Origin of the sequence: Billgrantia aerodenitrificans (assembly GCF_021404405.1) — a bacterium.
Taxonomy (GTDB): Bacteria; Pseudomonadota; Gammaproteobacteria; order Pseudomonadales; family Halomonadaceae; genus Halomonas; species Halomonas aerodenitrificans.
This window is the reverse complement of sequence record NZ_JABFTV010000004.1, coordinates 252834-271258: the sequence shown is the minus strand read 5'-3', so window position 1 is coordinate 271258 and position 18425 is coordinate 252834. Positions and strand designations below refer to the sequence as shown.

Here is an 18425-nt window from a genome sequence, read left to right as displayed (position 1 = left end):
TCCTGACCTGATGCAAGGCATGTGGCGCGCATTCTACCCGCCTTGCGCCACCCTGGGCAGATGCCGCTGCCACTGCACCTCGGCCTCGAGCTGGGCCGCCAGCGCCAGCAGGCGACGCTCGTCGCCCATGGAGCCCACCACCTGGACGCCGACCGGCAGGCCCTGTGGGGTGACGTGCAGCGGCAGCGACATGGCCGGCTGGCCGGTGAGGTTGGCCAGTTGGGTATAAGGCGTGCGTGACAGCGCATCCCGCGCCAGCTGACCGAGCATGCCCGCCTTGAGCGCCAGCCTGGGAAGGGCGGGAATGGCCAGCAGAGCCATCAGGCGCTGCTGCCATGCCGGTGGGTAGAGTTCGCCCAGGCGCGGCGCAGGTGCCGCCGTGACGGGCATCAGCAGCACATCAAAGCGGCGGTGGAACGCCCCCATGGCCCGCGCTGCCGCGTTCCAGTCGCGCTTGGCCAGTTCGTAGTCGCGTACCGGCAGGTGGTTGCCCAGACGGGCGATCGCCCGGGTCGAGGGCTCGATGTCCAGGCGTGACACGGGCACGCCGGTTTCGCGGGAGATCCAGGCCAGGTCGGCGGTAACATGCCCTAGATAGAGCGTCAGGTAGGCGTTGGCCAGGCGCTCGCCGTCGACGGGCGGATCGGCCCACTCCACGTGATGGCCGAGCCCCTCCAGGGTACGTGCGGCCTCTTCCACCGCCAGGCGCACCTCGGGATCGAGCCGGGTGCCCAGCGGCTTGCTCAACGGCTCGCCCAGCGAGACGGCAATACGCAGCGGCTCGGGTGGACGCTCCAGCGCGGCAAGAAAGCCCCGTTCACGGGGCACCGGGTAGGGACCGCCCTCGTCCATGCCGTTGATCGTCTCGAGCAACGCAGCACTGTCGCGCACCGAGCGGGTCACGGCGTGCTCTACCACGGCACCCCGCCACACCTCACCATGCAGTGGCCCCTGCGGCACGCGGCCGCGCGAGGGCTTGAGACCGAACAGCCCGCAGTAGGCCGCGGGAATACGGATCGAGCCGCCGCCATCACCGGCCATCGCCAGCGGTACCAGCCCGCCGGCCACCGCCGCCGCCGCCCCGCCGCTGGAGCCGCCAGGGGAGTGCTGGGGATCCCAGGGGTTGACGGGATGAGGAAAGGCACGCGGTTCGGTGATGCCCATCAACCCCAGCTCGGGGGTGGCGGTCTGCCCCAGGATGGCCAGACCCGCTGCCCGCACGCGGGCGACCAGGGTCGACTCCACCGGCGCCTTCCACTCGGCCAGGGCGGCACTGCCGAAGGCCAGCGGCTCGCCTTCCAGCGCCATCAACAGATCCTTGGTCAGGGTCGGCACGCCCGCCAGCGGGGCTGTGAGGTCGATGCCCTCCGCCTCGCTCCTGGCGCGTTCGAAGCGTGTCCGCACCAGCGCCCGCAGATGCGGGTTGTCGCGCTCGATGGCCGCAGAGGCGGCATCGAACACCTCGCCCCGGCTCACTTCACCACGCCGGATCAACTCGGCCAGCCCCAGGCCGTCATGACGACGGTACTCATCGACTTCCATGTGGACTCTCCTCGTTTGTCGTCACGGGTGACGCGTATCACCCTTCCCACCGCTCCCGGCCATGCTCCGCCAGGAGAGCAGCGCACCGATCAGCGAGAAGGGGATGAACGCCCTGACGATCAGCGGCAGGCTCCAGGAAGCGAAGCCCCAGGTCAGCACGGCGTAGATCAGCCCCAGACGATGACCCGGTAGATCAGCTACTGGCGCCTCCAAGGCATGACCTCTTGGGTATCGAGCATGCCGGGCAAGCTTGCAAGTGATCGTCGTAGGGAATCATAACGGTCACCTAGGAGCCTGTCGGGTTTGACCAATCGTCACGAGAGGCTTGGATTTCAAGACAAGTTTATCGATCTGTTGAGGCGGATAGCCCGCTATTTAGCGAAGCAGATCGAATGAAATTGGCCGAAAGGCCGGATATAGCAGTAGATCAGCGTTAAGTCCGACAGGCTCCTAGTCACTGCAATGCCCATCATGGCGCCACATGGCCTGAAGGAAAATCCGTGCTGTTTCGGGCAAGGACGCCAACTCATCCTGGCTGAACCTGGATGCACGAGCAGAAAACATCAACTCAGCTTTTCGAAAGCGCCGGCTTTGTAATCGCATGACCGTCAGTGCCAGTTGCGCCTGCTCCTGATCCAACTCTCCCTTTTTCACATAGTCATCGAGCGCCCAGCTGACGAAAAGAAAGGCCTTGACGCGACGTGAAAAGGAGAGCACCCCGATACCCGGCATCCTCGCAAGGCAATCCCGGGCAGCGCGCTCGGCGTCGGGCCACAACGCGGCCAGACGACACCGCTCCGCCGCCGACAGGCTTACCTGAGCCTGCATCTCTGCCAGAAAATCATCCAAGCTTGCCATGCCTACCCCTTGCCGAACATCCGGTGCGACCAAGTGGCCAACCCGGATGTCACACTACCAAAAAAATCCCCAGTGACCACCTCCGTTCCCCTGAAATGGAGGCGGATCATCTCCGCCACGACGGGTGACTTAGCCGTCCCACCTGTCACATAAATGGTATCGGGCCGAACCCCCGCTTGCGCCTCCACCTCACGCATCAAGGAGACAAACTTCCTGAGTTCTAGCTCGGCCGCGTCGCGCAGCTGACTGCGGGTGACAGGCACTGACAAGTCCCGTTCGATATCACTCAGGTGACTGGTGACCTCCTCCGCCTCGGACAGGGCAATCTTGGCCAGTTCCGCGTGACGCACCACGCTATGGCTGAGACGCTCTTCGCGCAACCGGATCAGACGCCCAACCTTCTGCTTGTCCGCGCAGATATTGTAATACCCCTGCAACTCGAGCGGCGTCGTCTTGGCATAGAACCGCGCCTGGGCATTGATATCGTTGACCATCAGGGCATCCCACAGAAAGTGGTTAGGGAACGGCAGGCCATTGTTGAGAAGTACGTCCTTGCCGAAACTGGGCATCAAGGCATTCATCGCCAGCTTGATATCAAAATCGATACCGCCGATACGGGTACCGGAAGAGCCGAGCAAACTCGACGCCCGGTCCCGGAGATGACGGTAACTGGGGCCGACCTTTATCATCGAGCAATCGGTGGTGCCGGCCCCGGCATCTAGCACCAGGACAATCCGATCTCTCTCCAGGGTGCGCTCATAGTCCAGTGCCGCCGCTATCGGCTCGTAGAGAAAGGCGGTCTCGACGAAACCTGCCGCGGTGGCGGCCTGCTCCAGAATCTGCACTGCTTGCCGGTTGCCCCGCTCCCCACGGGTACCGTGAAAATTGACGGGGCGCCCCACCACGACCCGGTCGAGGGGTTGCCCGGCAGACACCTCGGCCCGCTGCTTGATATGCGCCATCAGGCGCGTGATGATCTCGGTGAATAGGCCCAGCTGCCGGCCTTGCAGGTCGGCGCCCAGGAACGACTTCGGAGACTTCGCATAGAACCCATGCTGAGGATCGAACAGGTAATTGGCCAATGCCGCCTGACCGAAGACGATGTCGGGGTCGAAGTACAGCGGTGCATTATCACCCTGCTGTCGCCTGACCCGCTCGGCCATCTCTCGACGCATCCGCCCGCGTTGAATTGCCTCGGCCCGCTGCCGATCGGCAGCATCCCCGATCCCGCTCAGCACTTCCTGCCGGTCAAAATGGGGGACGGGAAGGGCTCCGTTGCTCGAATGCAAGGCCGAAAGCATGTGCGTGCCGTGATCCTCCAATGGAATCAACTCGGGCGCGTCATGATGCCAAATGGCGACGGCACAGCTTGAAGTGCCAAAATCCATACCCGCATACATCCCATTACCCTCTCATCTCCAATCTTTTCGCAAAAGCATCCGGTGTCGATGGCGGCCTCATTGCCGCGGGCCACACCGCTCACTCGCACGCCCTCGCCCCTCTCTCAGCGCCTCAATCACGCCGCGCGATCCAATAATGCACGACACTGAAAATCGGCCCCATCAAGCCGTTGATCATGAATACCCTGGCAAGGTGAAAGGCAATAACCAGCTGGAATTCGGCACCTAGCGATACCGCGGTGACCGCCATTTCCACCGACCCGGCAGGTGACATGGCAATCACCGATGTGATCCCATCCAGATCGAATAGCCAGCTCAGATACAGGGCAATCGTCAGGCTCATCGACATCAATAGTGCCGTGACACTGACCGCCGGCAAGGCATATGTCTGCAGGGCCGACATGCGCTCACGGGTAAACTCCATGGCCAGGGTGGCTCCCAGCAGCACCTGCCCGAAGGCAAACAATGCCTCGGGAATCGCCGGCAGCGGAATGTCCAGCAGCTGCACGCTGGCACCAAAACAGATACTGCCCAGAATCAGTGCATTGGGGATGCGCAAGCGCTGGAACAGTAAGGCAACCAGCACGGCCCCTGCAACGGTGATGGGCAGCCACCCGAGGTGGGAGACACCATTGGGCCGAACGATGGTCAGATCCTGCCAATCGCCGCCATACAAGAGGACGAAGCCCAGGGGGACGAGGCAAACGATACTCACCACACGCAGCACATGGCAGGTAATGATGATCACGGGATTGCCGCCATGACGCGCGCCCAGCAGAGACATCTCGGCAAGCCCTGCCGGCATCGCCGCGAAGTAAGCCGTTGCCCAGTCGCCGACCAGCGTCCTTCTCAGTACAACCGCCGTCACCAGTCCCGACAGTATGGAAAGGCTGGCACCCAGCAGTATCGGGCCCGCCATGGCGACCACTTGCGCCAGCACGTCCTGAGTAAAGGCAAAGCCAAGGGTACTGCCGACCAGCACCTGCCCGAGAGCCCGTCCATGCCACGGAGATTCCCAGCACACGCCCAGGAACATGGCTACGATGCCCGCAAACAAGGCCCCAAGCAACCAGGGCACCGGCAGCCCCAGCACCATGAAGAGCGCACCTCCAATCCCCCCGATGCCAAGCGTGCGCAGCCATCCTCGCTGCAGGTTGCCCATGTCAACGCCCATCTGAAGCCGAGGCATTCAGATTTGCATTTGGAAGCCTTTGAGTAGCCAAGATTTTTTTCCTTTCCAGTCGCAACCCTTTGAGCTGCTTGATTGACCTCACCCCGCCACACAGGCAGCGGCCGGCCCTCGCAGCCATCAGGCCTCTCCCATGCCGCTTTCATGCCGCTTTTATGCAACTTTCACGCAACTTCGGCGCAAGCGGTCAATCCAAGGCTTGCATTCTTAAAGTTATATAATATATAAAATTAAGCGAGAGGCCAATAAGGCCTGCGCACCGTCGAACCTCCCCCGCCATCCCGCCGCCTGCGCAAGACCACGTGCGGCCCCTACGCAACCCAGGAGAAGAAAATGACACAGCCAACTGGACAACGCCCCCTGGAAGGTCGCGTTGCCATAGTCACCGGCAGCGCCAGGAACATCGGGAAAGCCATTGCTGTCCGCCTGGCGGCAGAGGGTGCCGCCGTCGTGGTCAACGCGCGCTCTAGCCGGGAACAGGTCGAGCAGGTCGTCCAGGAGATTCATGACAGCGGCGGCAAGGCAGTCGGCTGCCTGGCCGACGTCACCAACGAAAGCGATGTCGAGCGCCTGACCAGTTGCGCAATCGAGACATTTGGGGGCCTGGACATCCTGGTCAACAATGCCGCGGTGAGACGGGAAGCCAAGCTGCAGACCGTGAGCTTGGAGGACTGGAAGGAGATCCTGTCCATCATCCTCGACGGCGCCTTCCTGTGCGCCAGGGCGGCCACTCCGCACCTGATCAAGAGCAGCGCAGGCGCCATTGTCAACATCGGCGGCATGACAGGCAGCTCCGGTGGCAGCGACAGGGTTCATGTAGTCACCGGCAAGGCCGGGCTGATGGGGCTCACAAAGGCACTGGCCTGGGACCTGGCCGACTACGGTGTCACCGCCAACCTAGTATCTCCAGGCATGGTGGAGACAAAGCGCGACACCTCCACCGTGGCCGCCAAGCCCAAGCATCATGCGATACATAAGCCACTGCTAGGGCGTCGCGGTACGGCCGCGGAGATTGCCGGGGTCGTGCAGATGCTGTGCGGACCGGATGGCCGTTTCATGACTGGCCAGACTGTGCACGTCAATGGTGGAACCTACCTCAACTGAGTGCCGACAGATGAACAATCGGCTGCAGTCGACAAATTAATAGCAGTATCAGTTTGACAGCCTCAATTTTGTATCTTATATATAATACACAAATAAAACGCCTGATCTCGCCTGATCTCACACAACGACAATCGATGGCTGCCCGCCAGCCACACCCGAGAGGAGAGGGTACTGATGAAATTGATATTCAGCCGCACCCGTAGAATGAGCAAGCTTGCCACCGCAGTCGCCATGGCAAGCGCCATGGTCATCGGCGCCAATAGTGTGAGCGCGGATGAGTTCCCCGATAGACCGCTCACCATGGTCGTCCCGGCGGGAACCGGCGGCACCAATGACCGAGCCGCGCGCCTGATCTCGCGATACCTGGCCGAAGAATTGGGCCAACCCATCCAGGTGGTCAACCGCCCTGGTGGCGGCAACATGCTGGGCCATGTCTACTTCCACCAGCAGCCCGCCGACGGCTACACCCTGATGCGAACCACGGGCTTCCCCTACATCACCGTCAACCAACTGGTTCAGGGGGCTAACTTCGAGATCGAAGATTTTCAGCCGGTGAATCTGAGCGATATCGGCACCTCCATCATCGCCACCTCAAATGACAGCCGCTTCTCCAGCATCGAGGAACTGATCGCCGAGATCCGCGAGAATCCTGGCACCGTCAGCATCGGCGTCCAGCCCACTTCAACGGACATGATCAATCTGGCCATTTTCCTGGAAGCCCTCGGAGTAAACCGTGACGATGTGAGGGTCGTCACCTATGACAGCGGTGGCCCGGTGCGCAATGGCATCATCGGCGGTCAGTTCGACGTCGGAGCGATCGGCGACCAGGGCATGCAAGCTCGCAGAGACGAGTTCCGCACACTGATGGTCTTCTCCGAAGAACCCTCCCAGGTCTGGGATGCCCCCCATGTCCTCGAGGTAGCTGAGTCAGAAGGAATCGAGTATCCCCGCGTTGTGTCTGGCCATATACAGGGTTACTTCGTCCATACCGAACTGATGGAGGCCTACCCTGAGCGATACGCCAAGATCGTCGAAGCCTTCCAGAGGGTTTCTGAAAACCCCGAGGCCATCGCGGACCATGAGGGTCAAGACCTGGGCATCGACTGGGTTGGACCGGACGCCTCCCGCGAATTGATGCTGCGCCAGCACGAGGTAATCAACGATCCGGAGCTTCTGGAACTGGTGCGACCCAACTAAGCGAAGCAAGAGGCGCAGCCCGGACTGCGCCTCTTGCTTTTTGACTACCTAAGTCACTCCCCAACTCCACGAGAGGTGCCGCTATGCGCCTTGGCCCCTGGAAGATAGAGGTCGAGTATGGACACCTGGCCCTGGTCGTCGTTATTGCCGGGGTAACCGGTTTCTATCTCGCCGATACCCTGCAGGTTTCCCGCAACACCAATAACATTATCCTGGTGGTTCCACTCTCACTGCTGCTGCTGGGACTGTGCCTGCTGGTCTTCACCCAATGCATTCGCCCACACAAGGCCGACACCCCCAAACCGGCAGAGGAGCCTGCCGATGAGGCAGACGGCCTGGAGCAGGAGCAGTCTCCCATGGACCTGCTGCGCGCCTTCCTGCTGTTGGTGGGTGTCGGAGCCCTGGTGATGTTCTACCCCCTGATCGGACTGGACGTCGCCACCCTGCTCTTCATGATCTTCGCCCTAGTGCTGCTGGGCGTTCGCGGCTGGCTCTTCGTCCCGATCTATGCGACCAGCTTTACCTTGGTAGTGGTGGGGGGGGCCTCCTGGCTGCTGCCATACCCGCTGCCGACCCTGCTCTTCTGAAGAGTGCTACATCATGCTTGATTCCTCGGCTTTCCTGGGCGCCATGTCGCTGCTGGGCAGCGATATCAATATCTGGCTGGTCATAATACCGGGCCTGTTGATTGGCTTGATTGCCGGTTCCATCGCCGGTGTCTCCAACACCATGGCCATGGCCATCTGTCTGCCCCTGACCCTTTACATGGATTTCCTTCCGGCGGTGATGTTTCTGACCGCCATCTTCACCGGCGGTGGCTATGGTGGAGCGGTGACCTCGATACTTATGGGTATCCCCGGCACCACCTCCTCGGTGGCCACCACCTTCGATGGCTACCCCATGGCTCGCAAGGGCCTGCACAACGAAGCCCTGGGCCTGGCGCTGATGAGTTCTGTTCTGGGCGTACTGGTGGGCTACATCATCCTACTGTTTGTGGTCGCCCCTTTGGGTAACTGGGTCATCCGTCTCGGCCCGGCGGAGATGCTGCTGGTCGCCCTGTGGGGCCTGACGATGATCGCCGCCCTGGGCGGCAAGCGATTGTCCCGCGGTTTGATCGCCGGCGGCTTTGGGCTGCTGCTCGGCACCGTCGGTATGAATACCAGTGGCTACGTTCGCGGCACCATGGACATTCCTTTCCTGCTCGACGGCATCCCCGTGGTACCGGCCATGATGGGCATGTTCGCCGCCAGCCAGCTCTTCACCTTGGTCGGCAGCCAATTCCTGATCAAGGACAAGGCGGCACGCCGTGCCGACTACCGACGTGTGCTGTCAGGTTTCCTGTCGGTGCTGCGCTATCCGTTCTTCCAGCTGCGCGGCACCCTGATCGGTGTCTTCGTCGGCGCCATCCCCGGTGTAGGCTCCTCGGTAGGCAACCTGATCGCTTACGCCCAGGCCAAGCGCACCGACAAGGACCCCGACAGCTACGGCAAGGGCAACCCCAAGGGTGTCATGGCCGCCGAGTCCGCCAACAGCAGCTCGGAGGGCGGCTCGATGGTCACCATGCTGGCCCTGGGCCTGCCCGGCGGCGGAGGCACGGCCATGCTGCTCGCGGCCTTTGCCATGCACAACGTCACCGGCGGCCCTCAGTTCATCAACCAGAACATGGACATCGTCTACACCATCATCTTCGGCAATTTCATCCAGGCTGCCCTACTCCTGATCGTTGGGCTAGGTTTTCTGGCCGTCGCCGGCAACATCGTTCGCGTGCCTCTGACTATCCTGATCCCCTCGGTGTTGATCCTAGCTTTGATCGGTTCCTTCGCGGTAACCGGCGATCACGCCGGCCCGATCACCCTTTTCGTCTTCGCTGGGCTGGGTTGGCTGATGAAGCGCTACGGCTACCCTGTCGCCGCCTGCGTCGTCGGCCTGCTGCTGGGGCGAATGGTCGAGAGCGAACTGATACGTACCTGGCAGATCAGCGGTGGCGGTGAACTCGCCTTTTTCCTGGGCCGGCCGGTGGCCATGGCCTTCGCGATCCTGCTGGTGCTGTCCCTGCTGCAGCCGCTGATCATGCGCAAGTTCACCGCGTGGCGCACCCGCAACCGCAGCGCTTAGCCAGAACATTTCAACGCGAGGCTGCAGCAGGGAGCACTGACGGCACCTGTTACCACCACGCCTAACACCAGAAACAAGGAGATAGCATGTCCACGCCAAACAACGAGCTTCACTACCTGACAGTCACCGAGCAGGCCCGCCTGATTGAATCCGGCCAGCTGTCACCGGTCGAACTGCTGGAAACCTACCTGGAGCGCATCGAGCGCTATGACGACACCCTACGCGCCTGGATCACGGTCGACCGCGAGTTCGCCATGAAGCAGGCACACCAGGCGGAACGGGAAATTGCCCAGGGTCACTATCGCGGTCCCCTCCATGGCCTGCCGTATGGCGTCAAAGACCAGATGCATGCCCTGGGGCTACCGACCACCCTGGGTACCAAGGTGCTAGATCCGGAAGAGATGAAGCCCCCCCATGACGCCACTATCATCTCCCGACTGCATGATGCAGGTGCCGTGCTCATCGGCAAGCAGAATCTGCATGAGTTCGGCAAGGGCGGCACCATCGAATTCCCTTACGGCCAGCCCCGCAACCCCTGGAACCCTGCCCACACGGCCTCAAGCTCCTCCACCGGATCCGGCAGCGCCACGGCGGCGGGCCAGTGCAGCTTCTCCATAGGCGAGGACACCGGTGGCTCGGTGCGCGGCCCGGCCTCCTGTAACGGCGTAGTGGGTCTGCGTCCCACACATGGTCGCGTCAGCCGGCACGGTGGCGTGATGGCCGCCTATACCAGCGACACCTATGGCCCGCTGACGCGCAGCGTCGAAGACTGCGCCGCGGTGCTACAGGCCATTGCCGGGCATGATCCCAAGGATCCGCTGTGCATCCCCCGAGAGGTGCCGAACTTCAGCGCCCAGTTGGGCCGCGATTTGAAAGGGTTGAAGCTTGCGGTGGTCAAGGAGATCGCCTGGGGCGAGGCCACCCACCCCGAGGTGCGCGCGGCTATGTTACAAGCCATCCAGACCTTGCGTGAACAAGGCGCCGTGGTAGAGGAAATCTCCCTGCCGCTAGCGAAATGGGCGGTTCCCTTGCAGCTGTTGAGCGCCGATGCCGATGTCGGAGCCTACTTCCTGGCCAACTACCTGCGCGACCGCTACCAACGCTTCGATGTCGGCACGCGCACCCGGCTGGCCGCCGCAAGCTTGATACCGGCCAGCGTTTACAATCGCGCCATGCGCGCCCGGGTGCTGGTGAGACGACAGGTCCTGGATGCGCTGCGCCGCTACGATGCCCTGATCACCCCCACCAATGTGACGCCGCCCAAGCTCATCGAGGCCACCCAGGAGCGGGTCGATGGCGACCAGCAGGACGTGGTAGCCCGATTGATCGAGCGACGCATCTGTCACTACCCCTTCAGCCTGTCGAACGTACCGGCGCTCTCAGTGCCGGCCGGCTTCTCAAGCGAAGGCCTCCCCCTGGCCCTGCAGATTGCCGGGCGACCCTTCGATGAGGCGACCGTGTTCCGAGTGGGCCATGCCTTCCAGCAAGCCTCCGCGTGGCATCGTCACCATCCAGCCCTCGACACCACGCTCAAGGGCGTCGCCTGAACCGATAGCGAACTGGAGATACCGATGAACCTCAGCATCGAACAAGTCAAAGTCATGGCACAGTTACAGGGTCTGACGATTCCCGACGATGAACTCAGCAATATCGCGACTCGCCTCTCCACCTGGCTGACCGCCATGGAGCAGATCGAGGCCGAGCTCGGTGACCAGATGAATGCCGTCGACCCGATCCCCCCCGTCTTCCCACGTGAGGAGTTCTGATGGCCACACCGCTCGTGGATCACCTGGAAGGCAAGGCACTGAGCGTGGTACGCCTCCCCGGCCGCATCGCCAAGCCCCGCCAGGACGGTCTGACCATCGTCGCCGACCGCGGCCTGGGACGCCACGCCCAGGAAGACCTGCTGGAGCTGGCGGCGGACTACATCGACATCGCCAAGCTGGCCATGGGCGTGGCACGCCTGCTGGACCCGGAGGTGCTGCACGCCAAGCTGGCGAGCTACGCGCGCCATGACATCCCGACCTTCTTCGCCGGCGAGATCTCCGAGCTGGCGATCGTGCAGGGGATGGCCGGCAACTACTACCAGGCCATTCACGATCTCGGCGGCTGGGGAGTGGAGATCTCCAACGCCCAGGTCGCCATGGGTATCCGCGAGAAATGCGAGTTCATTGCCCAGGCGCGCGAAGTCGGCCTGGAAGTGATCGCCGAATGCGGACGCAAGGGCGGGGTGTCATGGGCCGGCAGCAAGCGCCTGGTGGCCGCCGAGGTCCAGGCGTGCCTGGCGGCCGGCGCCCATCGTGTGCTGATCCAGGCTGAGGGCCTCAATGAAGGCGTCGAGGAAGTCAACGAGTCACTGATCCAGGACTTGGTGGGTGAATTCGGCCTGGAGACGCTCATCTTCCAGGCCAAGGAGTCTGCATTGCGCTCCTGGTTCCTGACCACCTTCGGCGCGCGCGTGAACCTGGACGTGGACAGCGACCAGGTCCTCGACCTGGAGTCCCGGCGCCGCGGGATGCGCAAGCGCGGCGTCTTCGGGCTAATGTCAGGTCTCTGACCTCTCGACGGCGACACCCCAGAACAACAGCGATACCAAGGGAGGCACTATGGTGGAGCACATGGAACACTCAGGACCGACGCTCTCCGAGCAGATGGCTGAGGCCTTTAGCCGGTGGACACTGGATAGCGTATCGGACACGGCCAAGGCCGTGGCGATCAAGGACCTCATCGACATGGCCGGGCTGTGCGTGTCCGCACGCCGGCAGCCCTATGTGCAACAACTGGTGGCCGGCTGGGACAGCGACGGGCCCTGCACGGCCTTTGGCCACGCCCGCGGCTTCGACACCGCCGGCGCGGCAGTCGTCAATGGCACCGCCACCCATGGCGAAGACTTCGATGACACTCTGGAGGGGGCGCCCATCCGCGTCGGCGCCATGGTCATACCGGCCGTGCTGGCGGTGGGTGAGCGCTTCCAACTGTCCGGCGAACACGTACTTACCGGGATCATCGCCGGTACCGAAGCGGTATGCCGACTTAACCACGTGGCTGCCGGCCATATGCATAAGGCCTGCTTCCACCCAGTGGGAGTTATCGGCGCGTTGGGCGCTGCCATGGGGGCCGGCACCGCCCTCGGCCTCGACCGCCGCCAGCTGGCAATGGCCATGGGTGTGGCCGGCAGCTTCTCTTCCGGCATCATCGAGTTCCTTACCGATGGGGCCTGGACCAAGCGCCTGCATCCCGGCTGGGCCGCCCAATCCGGAGTGCGCGCCGCAGTGATAGCCCAGCAGGGTTTTTTCGCGCCGCGCACCATACTGGAAGGTGGGCACAACTTCTTCCGCGCCTTCGCCCCCACCGCCACCCCGGACTACCGCCATGTGACGGAAGGCCTCGGTAAAACATTCTACATGGAACGCATTGCCTTCAAGCCCTACGCTTGCGGCACCATGATCCATCCTTATATCGACTGCATGATCCGCCTCGCCGAGCAGGGCATCGACGCGGACGAGATCGATTCGATCCTGTGCCCGACGGGGGAGGGCCTGGTTCACCGCCTTTGGGAGCCCCTGACCGCCAAGTACGCCCCTCCTTCCGGCTATGCCGCCAAGTTCAGCATGCCCTATTGCATGGCCGTCGGTTTTTTCGAGCGCGATGCCGGGCTCGAGCAGTTCACCGACGCCAAGGCCAAGGACCCGCGAATCCTGGCACTGGCGCGCAAGATCTCCTACCAGATCGATCCGGCCAACGAATACCCACGCAACTACTCCGGGCACCTGCGGGTGCGGCTCAAGAATGGCGAGCAGATCGCTCTGGACCAGCCGCATATGCGTGGCGGCGTCCACGAGCCGCTGACCCTCGAGGCAATCATCGCCAAATATCGCGCCAACGTCGCCTACGGCGGCTGGCCCGCCGAGCGCGGCGAGCAACTGCTGGACTACCTGCAAGAACTTCCTAAAGCAGATGATCTCACAGGCTTAGCGATCTTCAGGGGTTGACGAAGGCTGTGGTATTCGTTGCCTTATGGTATATTTTCTTTTATTTTATATAAAATATCATTATGGAGCCCAACATGACGAAAGTATCGACGGCGAGCGCTCCACGCTCCCTATCCGAGCAATTGGCAGAGTGGGCCGCCAATCTGGATGAACACGATGTTCCCGATACGGTTCGCAGCGCCGTAGCCAACACGGTCCTGGATACCGTCGCGCTCGCCATCGCCTCGCTGGATACCGATTACGGTCGGGCGGTCAGTCAAGCCGCCGACACACCCGGCAATTGCACCGTCTTCGGTAGCGACACGCCGCGCAGCCCCTACGATGCCGCCCTGATCAACGGCACCACCGGCCATGGCGAAGACTTCGACAACACCTATGAAGGCTGCCCAGTGCACTCCGGGGTCGTCGTGGTCCCGGCCCTCTTCGCCGCCGGCGAGGCTTATGGCCTGTCCGAGGGCCGGGTCGCCCTGGGCATGGCGGTGGCCATCGAAGTGATGTGCCGACTGGGGGCGATCGCCAAGAAGGGGGTTCATGCCGCCGGCTTCCATCCTACCTCTGTGCTGGGCACCGTGGCAGCGGCAATCGGCGTCGGTGTCGCCCGGGGCCATGATGCCGAACAGCTCAAGAATACTCTGGGCGTCTCGGCCAGCATGTCGGCTGGCATCATCGAATACCTGGCCGACGGCTCCTGGACCAAGCGCATGCATGCCGGCTGGGCCGCCCAATCCGGGATTCGGGCAGCGGCGATGGGCGGGGCCGGCTTCCATGGACCGGTCAGCGTCTTCGAGGGTATACACGGCCTCTACAAGGCCTTTGCCCCGTCCATCGAGCCCGATCTCTCGCTCCTTGTCGACGGCTTGGGCCAGCACTGGGAGGCCGCGCATGTCGCGTTCAAGCCCTATGCCTGCGGCACCATGACCCAACCGTATATCGATTGCGCAGTACGCCTGGCGCAGCGCGGCATCAAGCCCACCGATGTCGAGGAGATCGTCTGCCAGGTCGGGGAAGGTACGGTTCACCGTCTCTGGGAGCCACTGCCGCTCAAGCAGAGCCCGCCAACTCCGTATGCGGCCAAGTTCAGCGGCCCCTATACGGTGGCCGCAGGGTTCTGCTATGGCGATGCCGGCCTGGCCCAGTTCACCAATGCGTCTATTCGCGATCCCGAGGTACTGGAACTCGCCGCCAAGGTGCGCTTCGAAGTCGATCCCGAGAACGAATACCCCAGAAACTACACCGGCCATGTCGTCGCGCAGCTGAAGAACGGTGAAACCGTAACGGAGTTCCAGGGGCAGTTACGCGGCGGCTTGCGCGAACCCTTGAGCCGGGATGACCTGCTCGCCAAGTGCCAGGCCAACCTCAGCTTCGGCAACTGGTCCGGCCCCGGAGCGACTGACCTGGCGAGCTATGCCGACGAGCTGTTCGGCAGCCATGCCATTTTCTCCGCCAAGCTGCTGGGCAAGTAACCAATTCGCCCCTGACACCCGCCCCTGCGGGCTGCGGTGGCAATCATTTTGACAAGAGGTAAACCATGACCACGGAAACCAACATCACGCAGGATGCCGTACAGTTCATCCAGAACGTGACCTTTGCCGACCTTCCCGCCGAAGCCCTGGAAATCGGCAAACGCTGCATGTTGGATACCATGGGGCTATATGCCGCTGGCGCCACCGAGCATTCGGTGCACATCCTGATGGAGGAAGCCGTCTACCAGGGGGGGCGAGAAGACGCCCTACTGCTGGCCGGTGAGGGACAGCGTGTTCCTACCCCCGCTGCCGCCCGCATCCTGGGCACCTCGGGCCATGCCCACGACTGGGATGACACCCAGGTCAGCCATGACCCACGCCACGTGTACGGCCTGCTCACCCACCCCTCTGTGCCACCGCTGACCGCCGCTCTGGTCGTGGCCCAGCAACTGGGCGGCGTCTCCGGTGAAGCCCTGATGCTGGCCTTCCAGACCGGCGTCGAAGTGGAGTCCAAGATCTCCGAATGGATGCTGCCGGACCACTACCGCCGCGGTCACCACACCAGCGGTACGGTTGGTACCTTCGGCGCTTGCGCCGCCGCCGCCAAGCTGTTGCAACTGACCGATGACCAGGTGGCCAATGCTCTGGGCATCGCCGCCAGCTTCGCCGCCGGCATCCGCTGTAACTTCGGTACCATGACCAAGCCGCTGCATGTGGGCCGTGCCGCCGAGAACGGGGTGACGGCGGCCATGCTGGCCAAGCGCGGCTTCACCGCCGACCCGACCGCCCTCGATGGGCGCTGGGGCTTCCTCCAGGTGCTGGGTGGCGGCTACTCCGAAGAGAAACTGAGCCAAGGCTTCGGCAAGACCTTCACCATCGTCTCGCCCGGCGTCAGCATCAAACCTTACCCCTCCGGTATCGTCACCCATCAGTCCATGGATGCCATGCGCAACCTGGTACTCGAACACGATATTCAGCCGGAGCAGGTTGATAAGATCGACTTCTACGCAGCCAACAATATCCTCGAACCAATCCGTTACCCCATCGCCAAAAATCATCTCCAGGCCAAGTTCTGCATGAATGCCCTGCTGGCCATGCTGGTGCTGCGTCGCCAAGCCGGCGCCAAGGAGTTCACCGATGAGTTCGTCAGCAGCGATCCCATGCAGGACATGCAGAAGCGCATCAGTCTCCATCTCGATCCCGAGATCGAGGCCATGGGCTTCGACCGCATTCGCTCGCGTATCGTGCTGCAGACCAAGGATGGCAAGACGTTCGAGAAGTGGGCCGATGAACGCTATCGCGGCGGCCCGAGCAACCCCATGACGAATGGCGAGGTCGAGGAGAAATTCCGCGTCTGCGCCCAGGGCCTGTTGGACGAAGAGAGCCAGAAGGCCCTCATCGCATCCATCTGGGCGGTGGATACGCTGGCCGACAGCGCGGCCCTCACCGACTGGATGGCCAATGTCGCCAGCGAGGCATGAGGCGCGCTCCCCATGGCAGACCGCCCCCGGGCAATGATCCGGGGAGGGGAACGCAATGCGCATGCCCCACCCGGCCATCGTCATGAATGAGCTGATCACCGAGTGACGCTCAGCCGTCAACTGCCCGCGACTCGCGGGCAGTACTAGTTCGGGGTTGCACTAACCCGATCATGGGCCAGGCAGCGATCGCCGGCATCACCTGAACGGATCGGAGTACCTTTCGCTTGGACTTTCTCGCCCTGGGGGCTTTCAGCGCCGGCGAACTGATCGCCATCCTGCTCGCGGCACTCGTTGCCGGCACTTTAGGCGGTATGACGGGGTTCGGCGGCGGACTGATCCTGCCTCCGGTACTGGCGCCGATCATCGGCGTCAAGGCCGTCATCCCCATCATGAGTGTGGCGATGCTGCTGGCCAATGCCCACCGGTTCTGGCTGTACCGCAAGCTCATCGATGTCCGCTTGACCGGGCTGGCCCTGATGACCGCCATTCCCGGGGTGCTGATCGGCACCTTCGTATACGTGCGCCTGAGCAGCGAAGCGGTCTCGATCATGCTCGGCCTGTTCCTGCTGATAGCCGTTCCCCTGGGGCGCTATTGCGCAAGGCGCAAGATGCAGCTCAGCCCTAGGGGCCTTGCCATCGGCACCGGCCTGTTCGGTATCGGCTCGGGCACCACCACCGGCATGGGCATGTTCCTGGTCCCCATGCTGCTGGGTGCCGGGATCAAAGGGCAAGCCTTCCTGGCCACCGATGCCGCCATTTCCACCGCGGTCAACACCACCAAGGCCATCGCCTTCAGCAATCATGCCCTGCTGACGCCCAGCATGCTCCTGGCCGGCCTCCTGCTCGGGCTCTGTACCATCCCCGGCAATTACCTGGGCCGCTGGGTGGTGAGCCACACCTCGGTCAAGCTGCATACCACCATCATGGAGGGTATCATCATGCTCGGGGGCATATCCCTGCTATGGCGCCCGGTCATCGACCTGCTGGAATAAACCGGCAACGCCGCCCAACGCTGAATGGCTGAGGCATCTTAGCCATTCGGGTACCGGTCGGATTGCTCGACGAGGAACACCTTGAAGGCCTGCCACAGCGGGCTTCGATAACGTTCCGGATGCCACACCAGGGAGAAGCGTCGTGTCAGGCACAAGTCGCTACTCAGGGCGATCAATTCACCGCGCTCGATCTCCCCAACCACGCTCAGCCACGACAAACATCCCAGGCCCAACCCCGCTCGCACAGCCTGCTTGATGGCCTCGTGCTGACCGAGCTCCATGCGAATCGCCAGACGGTCGACATCTGCGCCCAGGGCGATCTCGAATACCTCACGGGTCCCCGAACCCTTCTCACGCATGATCCAGCTCACGTCGCTCAGGTCATGCCTCTCGAGGCGGCCAGCCCGGGCCAGCGGATGCTGCGGGGAGCAAATGATCACCATCCTGTCCTGGCACCAGGCCTCGCTGGCCAGTCGTGGCTCATGGCATTGCCCCTCTATCAATCCCAAGTCGGCATTCAGCCTGAGCAGATCCATTACCACTTCGCCGGTATTGCGCAGATTCAATCTCAGGTCGGCCCCAGGATGCCGCTCGCTGAAGCGTCCCGCCAGCGCAGGCAGCAAGTAGGTCCCGATGGTCGCGCTGGCCGATACATTCAGGGTACCACTCAACCTCCCTTCCGGCTCCTGCGCCGACCTCACGAAGACCTCCATTCCATCCAGCAGGCGTTCTGCCTGTGGCAGCAGGTGGCGGCCGATATCGTTGAGGCATAGACGGCGCCCCAGGCGCTCGAAAAGGGCAACGCCAAGCTGTCGCTCCAGGTCAGACAGCGCCTGGCTGGTGGCGGATTGTGACAGATGCAACTGCTGCGCCGCGGTAATGACGGTACCGTTGCGAGCCACGGCGGCAAACACCTGAATCTGGCGAAAAGTGACGGGAAGCGACATAGCGATCCTAGCGAAAAGATAACAAGGAGATCATGGCAACACTTTGGTGAGAGCAACGAGCACCCTCAACGAATCGGTCGTTGCTTGTCGAGAACAGCCATCCCTGCACGATAGCTCCGTGCAATGGGCATCGCGCTCAAAATCC

General features: G+C 62.7%; 17 protein-coding genes. 11 read left to right on the top strand and 6 right to left on the bottom strand.

Features of this window, described 5'->3' with window-relative positions; genetic code table 11:
• Positions 1-33: 33 nt before the first annotated feature.
• From HOP59_RS09595 to HOP59_RS09575, 5 genes are all read right to left on the bottom strand, one after another.
• On the bottom strand, positions 34-1542 hold the full coding sequence (locus HOP59_RS09595; protein WP_234253750.1) for an amidase: 1509 nt from the start codon (positions 1540-1542) through the stop codon (positions 34-36).
• 21 nt (positions 1543-1563) lie between these two features.
• Positions 1564-1755, bottom strand: a complete 192-nt coding sequence (locus HOP59_RS09590) for a hypothetical protein (RefSeq protein ID WP_234253749.1) — start codon at positions 1753-1755, stop codon at positions 1564-1566.
• Positions 1756-1992: 237 nt separating this feature from the next.
• Positions 1993-2400, bottom strand: coding sequence for a hypothetical protein (locus tag HOP59_RS09585; protein WP_234253747.1), 408 nt, complete (start codon positions 2398-2400; stop codon positions 1993-1995).
• Between the two features lie 2 nt (positions 2401-2402).
• On the bottom strand, positions 2403-3788 hold the full coding sequence (gene yegD / locus HOP59_RS09580) for a molecular chaperone (RefSeq protein WP_234253745.1): 1386 nt from the start codon (positions 3786-3788) through the stop codon (positions 2403-2405).
• Positions 3789-3912: 124 nt separating this feature from the next.
• Positions 3913-4962, bottom strand: coding sequence for an AbrB family transcriptional regulator (locus HOP59_RS09575; RefSeq protein WP_234253744.1), 1050 nt, complete (start codon positions 4960-4962; stop codon positions 3913-3915).
• A gap of 360 nt (positions 4963-5322) precedes the next feature.
• Here HOP59_RS09575 and HOP59_RS09570 point away from each other — a divergent pair, with 360 nt between their 5' ends.
• The 11 genes from HOP59_RS09570 to HOP59_RS09520 all read left to right on the top strand — a co-directional run bounded on the left by HOP59_RS09570 (position 5323) and on the right by HOP59_RS09520 (position 17333).
• The gene (locus HOP59_RS09570; protein ID WP_234253742.1) at positions 5323-6093 is read left to right on the top strand and encodes an SDR family NAD(P)-dependent oxidoreductase; all 771 of its coding nucleotides are present in this window, start codon (positions 5323-5325) and stop codon (positions 6091-6093) included.
• A 174-nt stretch (positions 6094-6267) separates the two neighbouring features.
• Positions 6268-7290 (top strand): Bug family tripartite tricarboxylate transporter substrate binding protein, encoded by a 1023-nt coding sequence (locus HOP59_RS09565; protein ID WP_234253740.1) that lies wholly within the window; start codon positions 6268-6270, stop codon positions 7288-7290.
• An 83-nt stretch (positions 7291-7373) separates the two neighbouring features.
• Positions 7374-7877: a hypothetical protein gene (locus HOP59_RS09560; protein ID WP_234253739.1), complete on the top strand. Its 504-nt coding sequence runs from the start codon at positions 7374-7376 to the stop codon at positions 7875-7877.
• Positions 7878-7890: 13 nt separating this feature from the next.
• Positions 7891-9405 (top strand): tripartite tricarboxylate transporter permease, encoded by a 1515-nt coding sequence (locus tag HOP59_RS09555; protein ID WP_234253737.1) that lies wholly within the window; start codon positions 7891-7893, stop codon positions 9403-9405.
• An 86-nt stretch (positions 9406-9491) separates the two neighbouring features.
• On the top strand, positions 9492-10952 hold the full coding sequence (locus HOP59_RS09550) for an amidase (RefSeq protein ID WP_234253736.1): 1461 nt from the start codon (positions 9492-9494) through the stop codon (positions 10950-10952).
• 24 nt (positions 10953-10976) lie between these two features.
• Positions 10977-11171, top strand: coding sequence for a hypothetical protein (locus HOP59_RS09545; RefSeq protein ID WP_234253735.1), 195 nt, complete (start codon positions 10977-10979; stop codon positions 11169-11171).
• Positions 11171-11962, top strand: coding sequence for a phosphosulfolactate synthase (locus tag HOP59_RS09540; RefSeq protein WP_234253733.1), 792 nt, complete (start codon positions 11171-11173; stop codon positions 11960-11962). The genes HOP59_RS09545 and HOP59_RS09540 overlap by 1 nt, the downstream gene beginning before the upstream one ends.
• Positions 11963-12023: 61 nt before the next feature.
• Positions 12024-13397 (top strand): MmgE/PrpD family protein, encoded by a 1374-nt coding sequence (locus tag HOP59_RS09535; RefSeq protein ID WP_234253731.1) that lies wholly within the window; start codon positions 12024-12026, stop codon positions 13395-13397.
• Positions 13398-13471: 74 nt separating this feature from the next.
• Entirely contained in the window at positions 13472-14860 is a 1389-nt protein-coding gene (locus HOP59_RS09530) for an MmgE/PrpD family protein (protein WP_234253729.1), read from the top strand.
• 65 nt (positions 14861-14925) lie between these two features.
• The gene (locus HOP59_RS09525; protein ID WP_234253727.1) at positions 14926-16341 is read left to right on the top strand and encodes an MmgE/PrpD family protein; all 1416 of its coding nucleotides are present in this window, start codon (positions 14926-14928) and stop codon (positions 16339-16341) included.
• A gap of 224 nt (positions 16342-16565) precedes the next feature.
• Positions 16566-17333 carry a sulfite exporter TauE/SafE family protein gene (locus HOP59_RS09520; RefSeq protein WP_234253725.1) on the top strand — a complete coding sequence of 256 codons (768 nt, stop codon included), beginning with the start codon at positions 16566-16568 and terminating at the stop codon, positions 17331-17333.
• Between the two features lie 38 nt (positions 17334-17371).
• Here the strand turns inward: HOP59_RS09520 and HOP59_RS09515 are convergent, their stop codons facing one another.
• Positions 17372-18280, bottom strand: coding sequence for a LysR substrate-binding domain-containing protein (locus tag HOP59_RS09515; protein ID WP_234253723.1), 909 nt, complete (start codon positions 18278-18280; stop codon positions 17372-17374).
• Positions 18281-18425 lie beyond the last annotated feature (145 nt).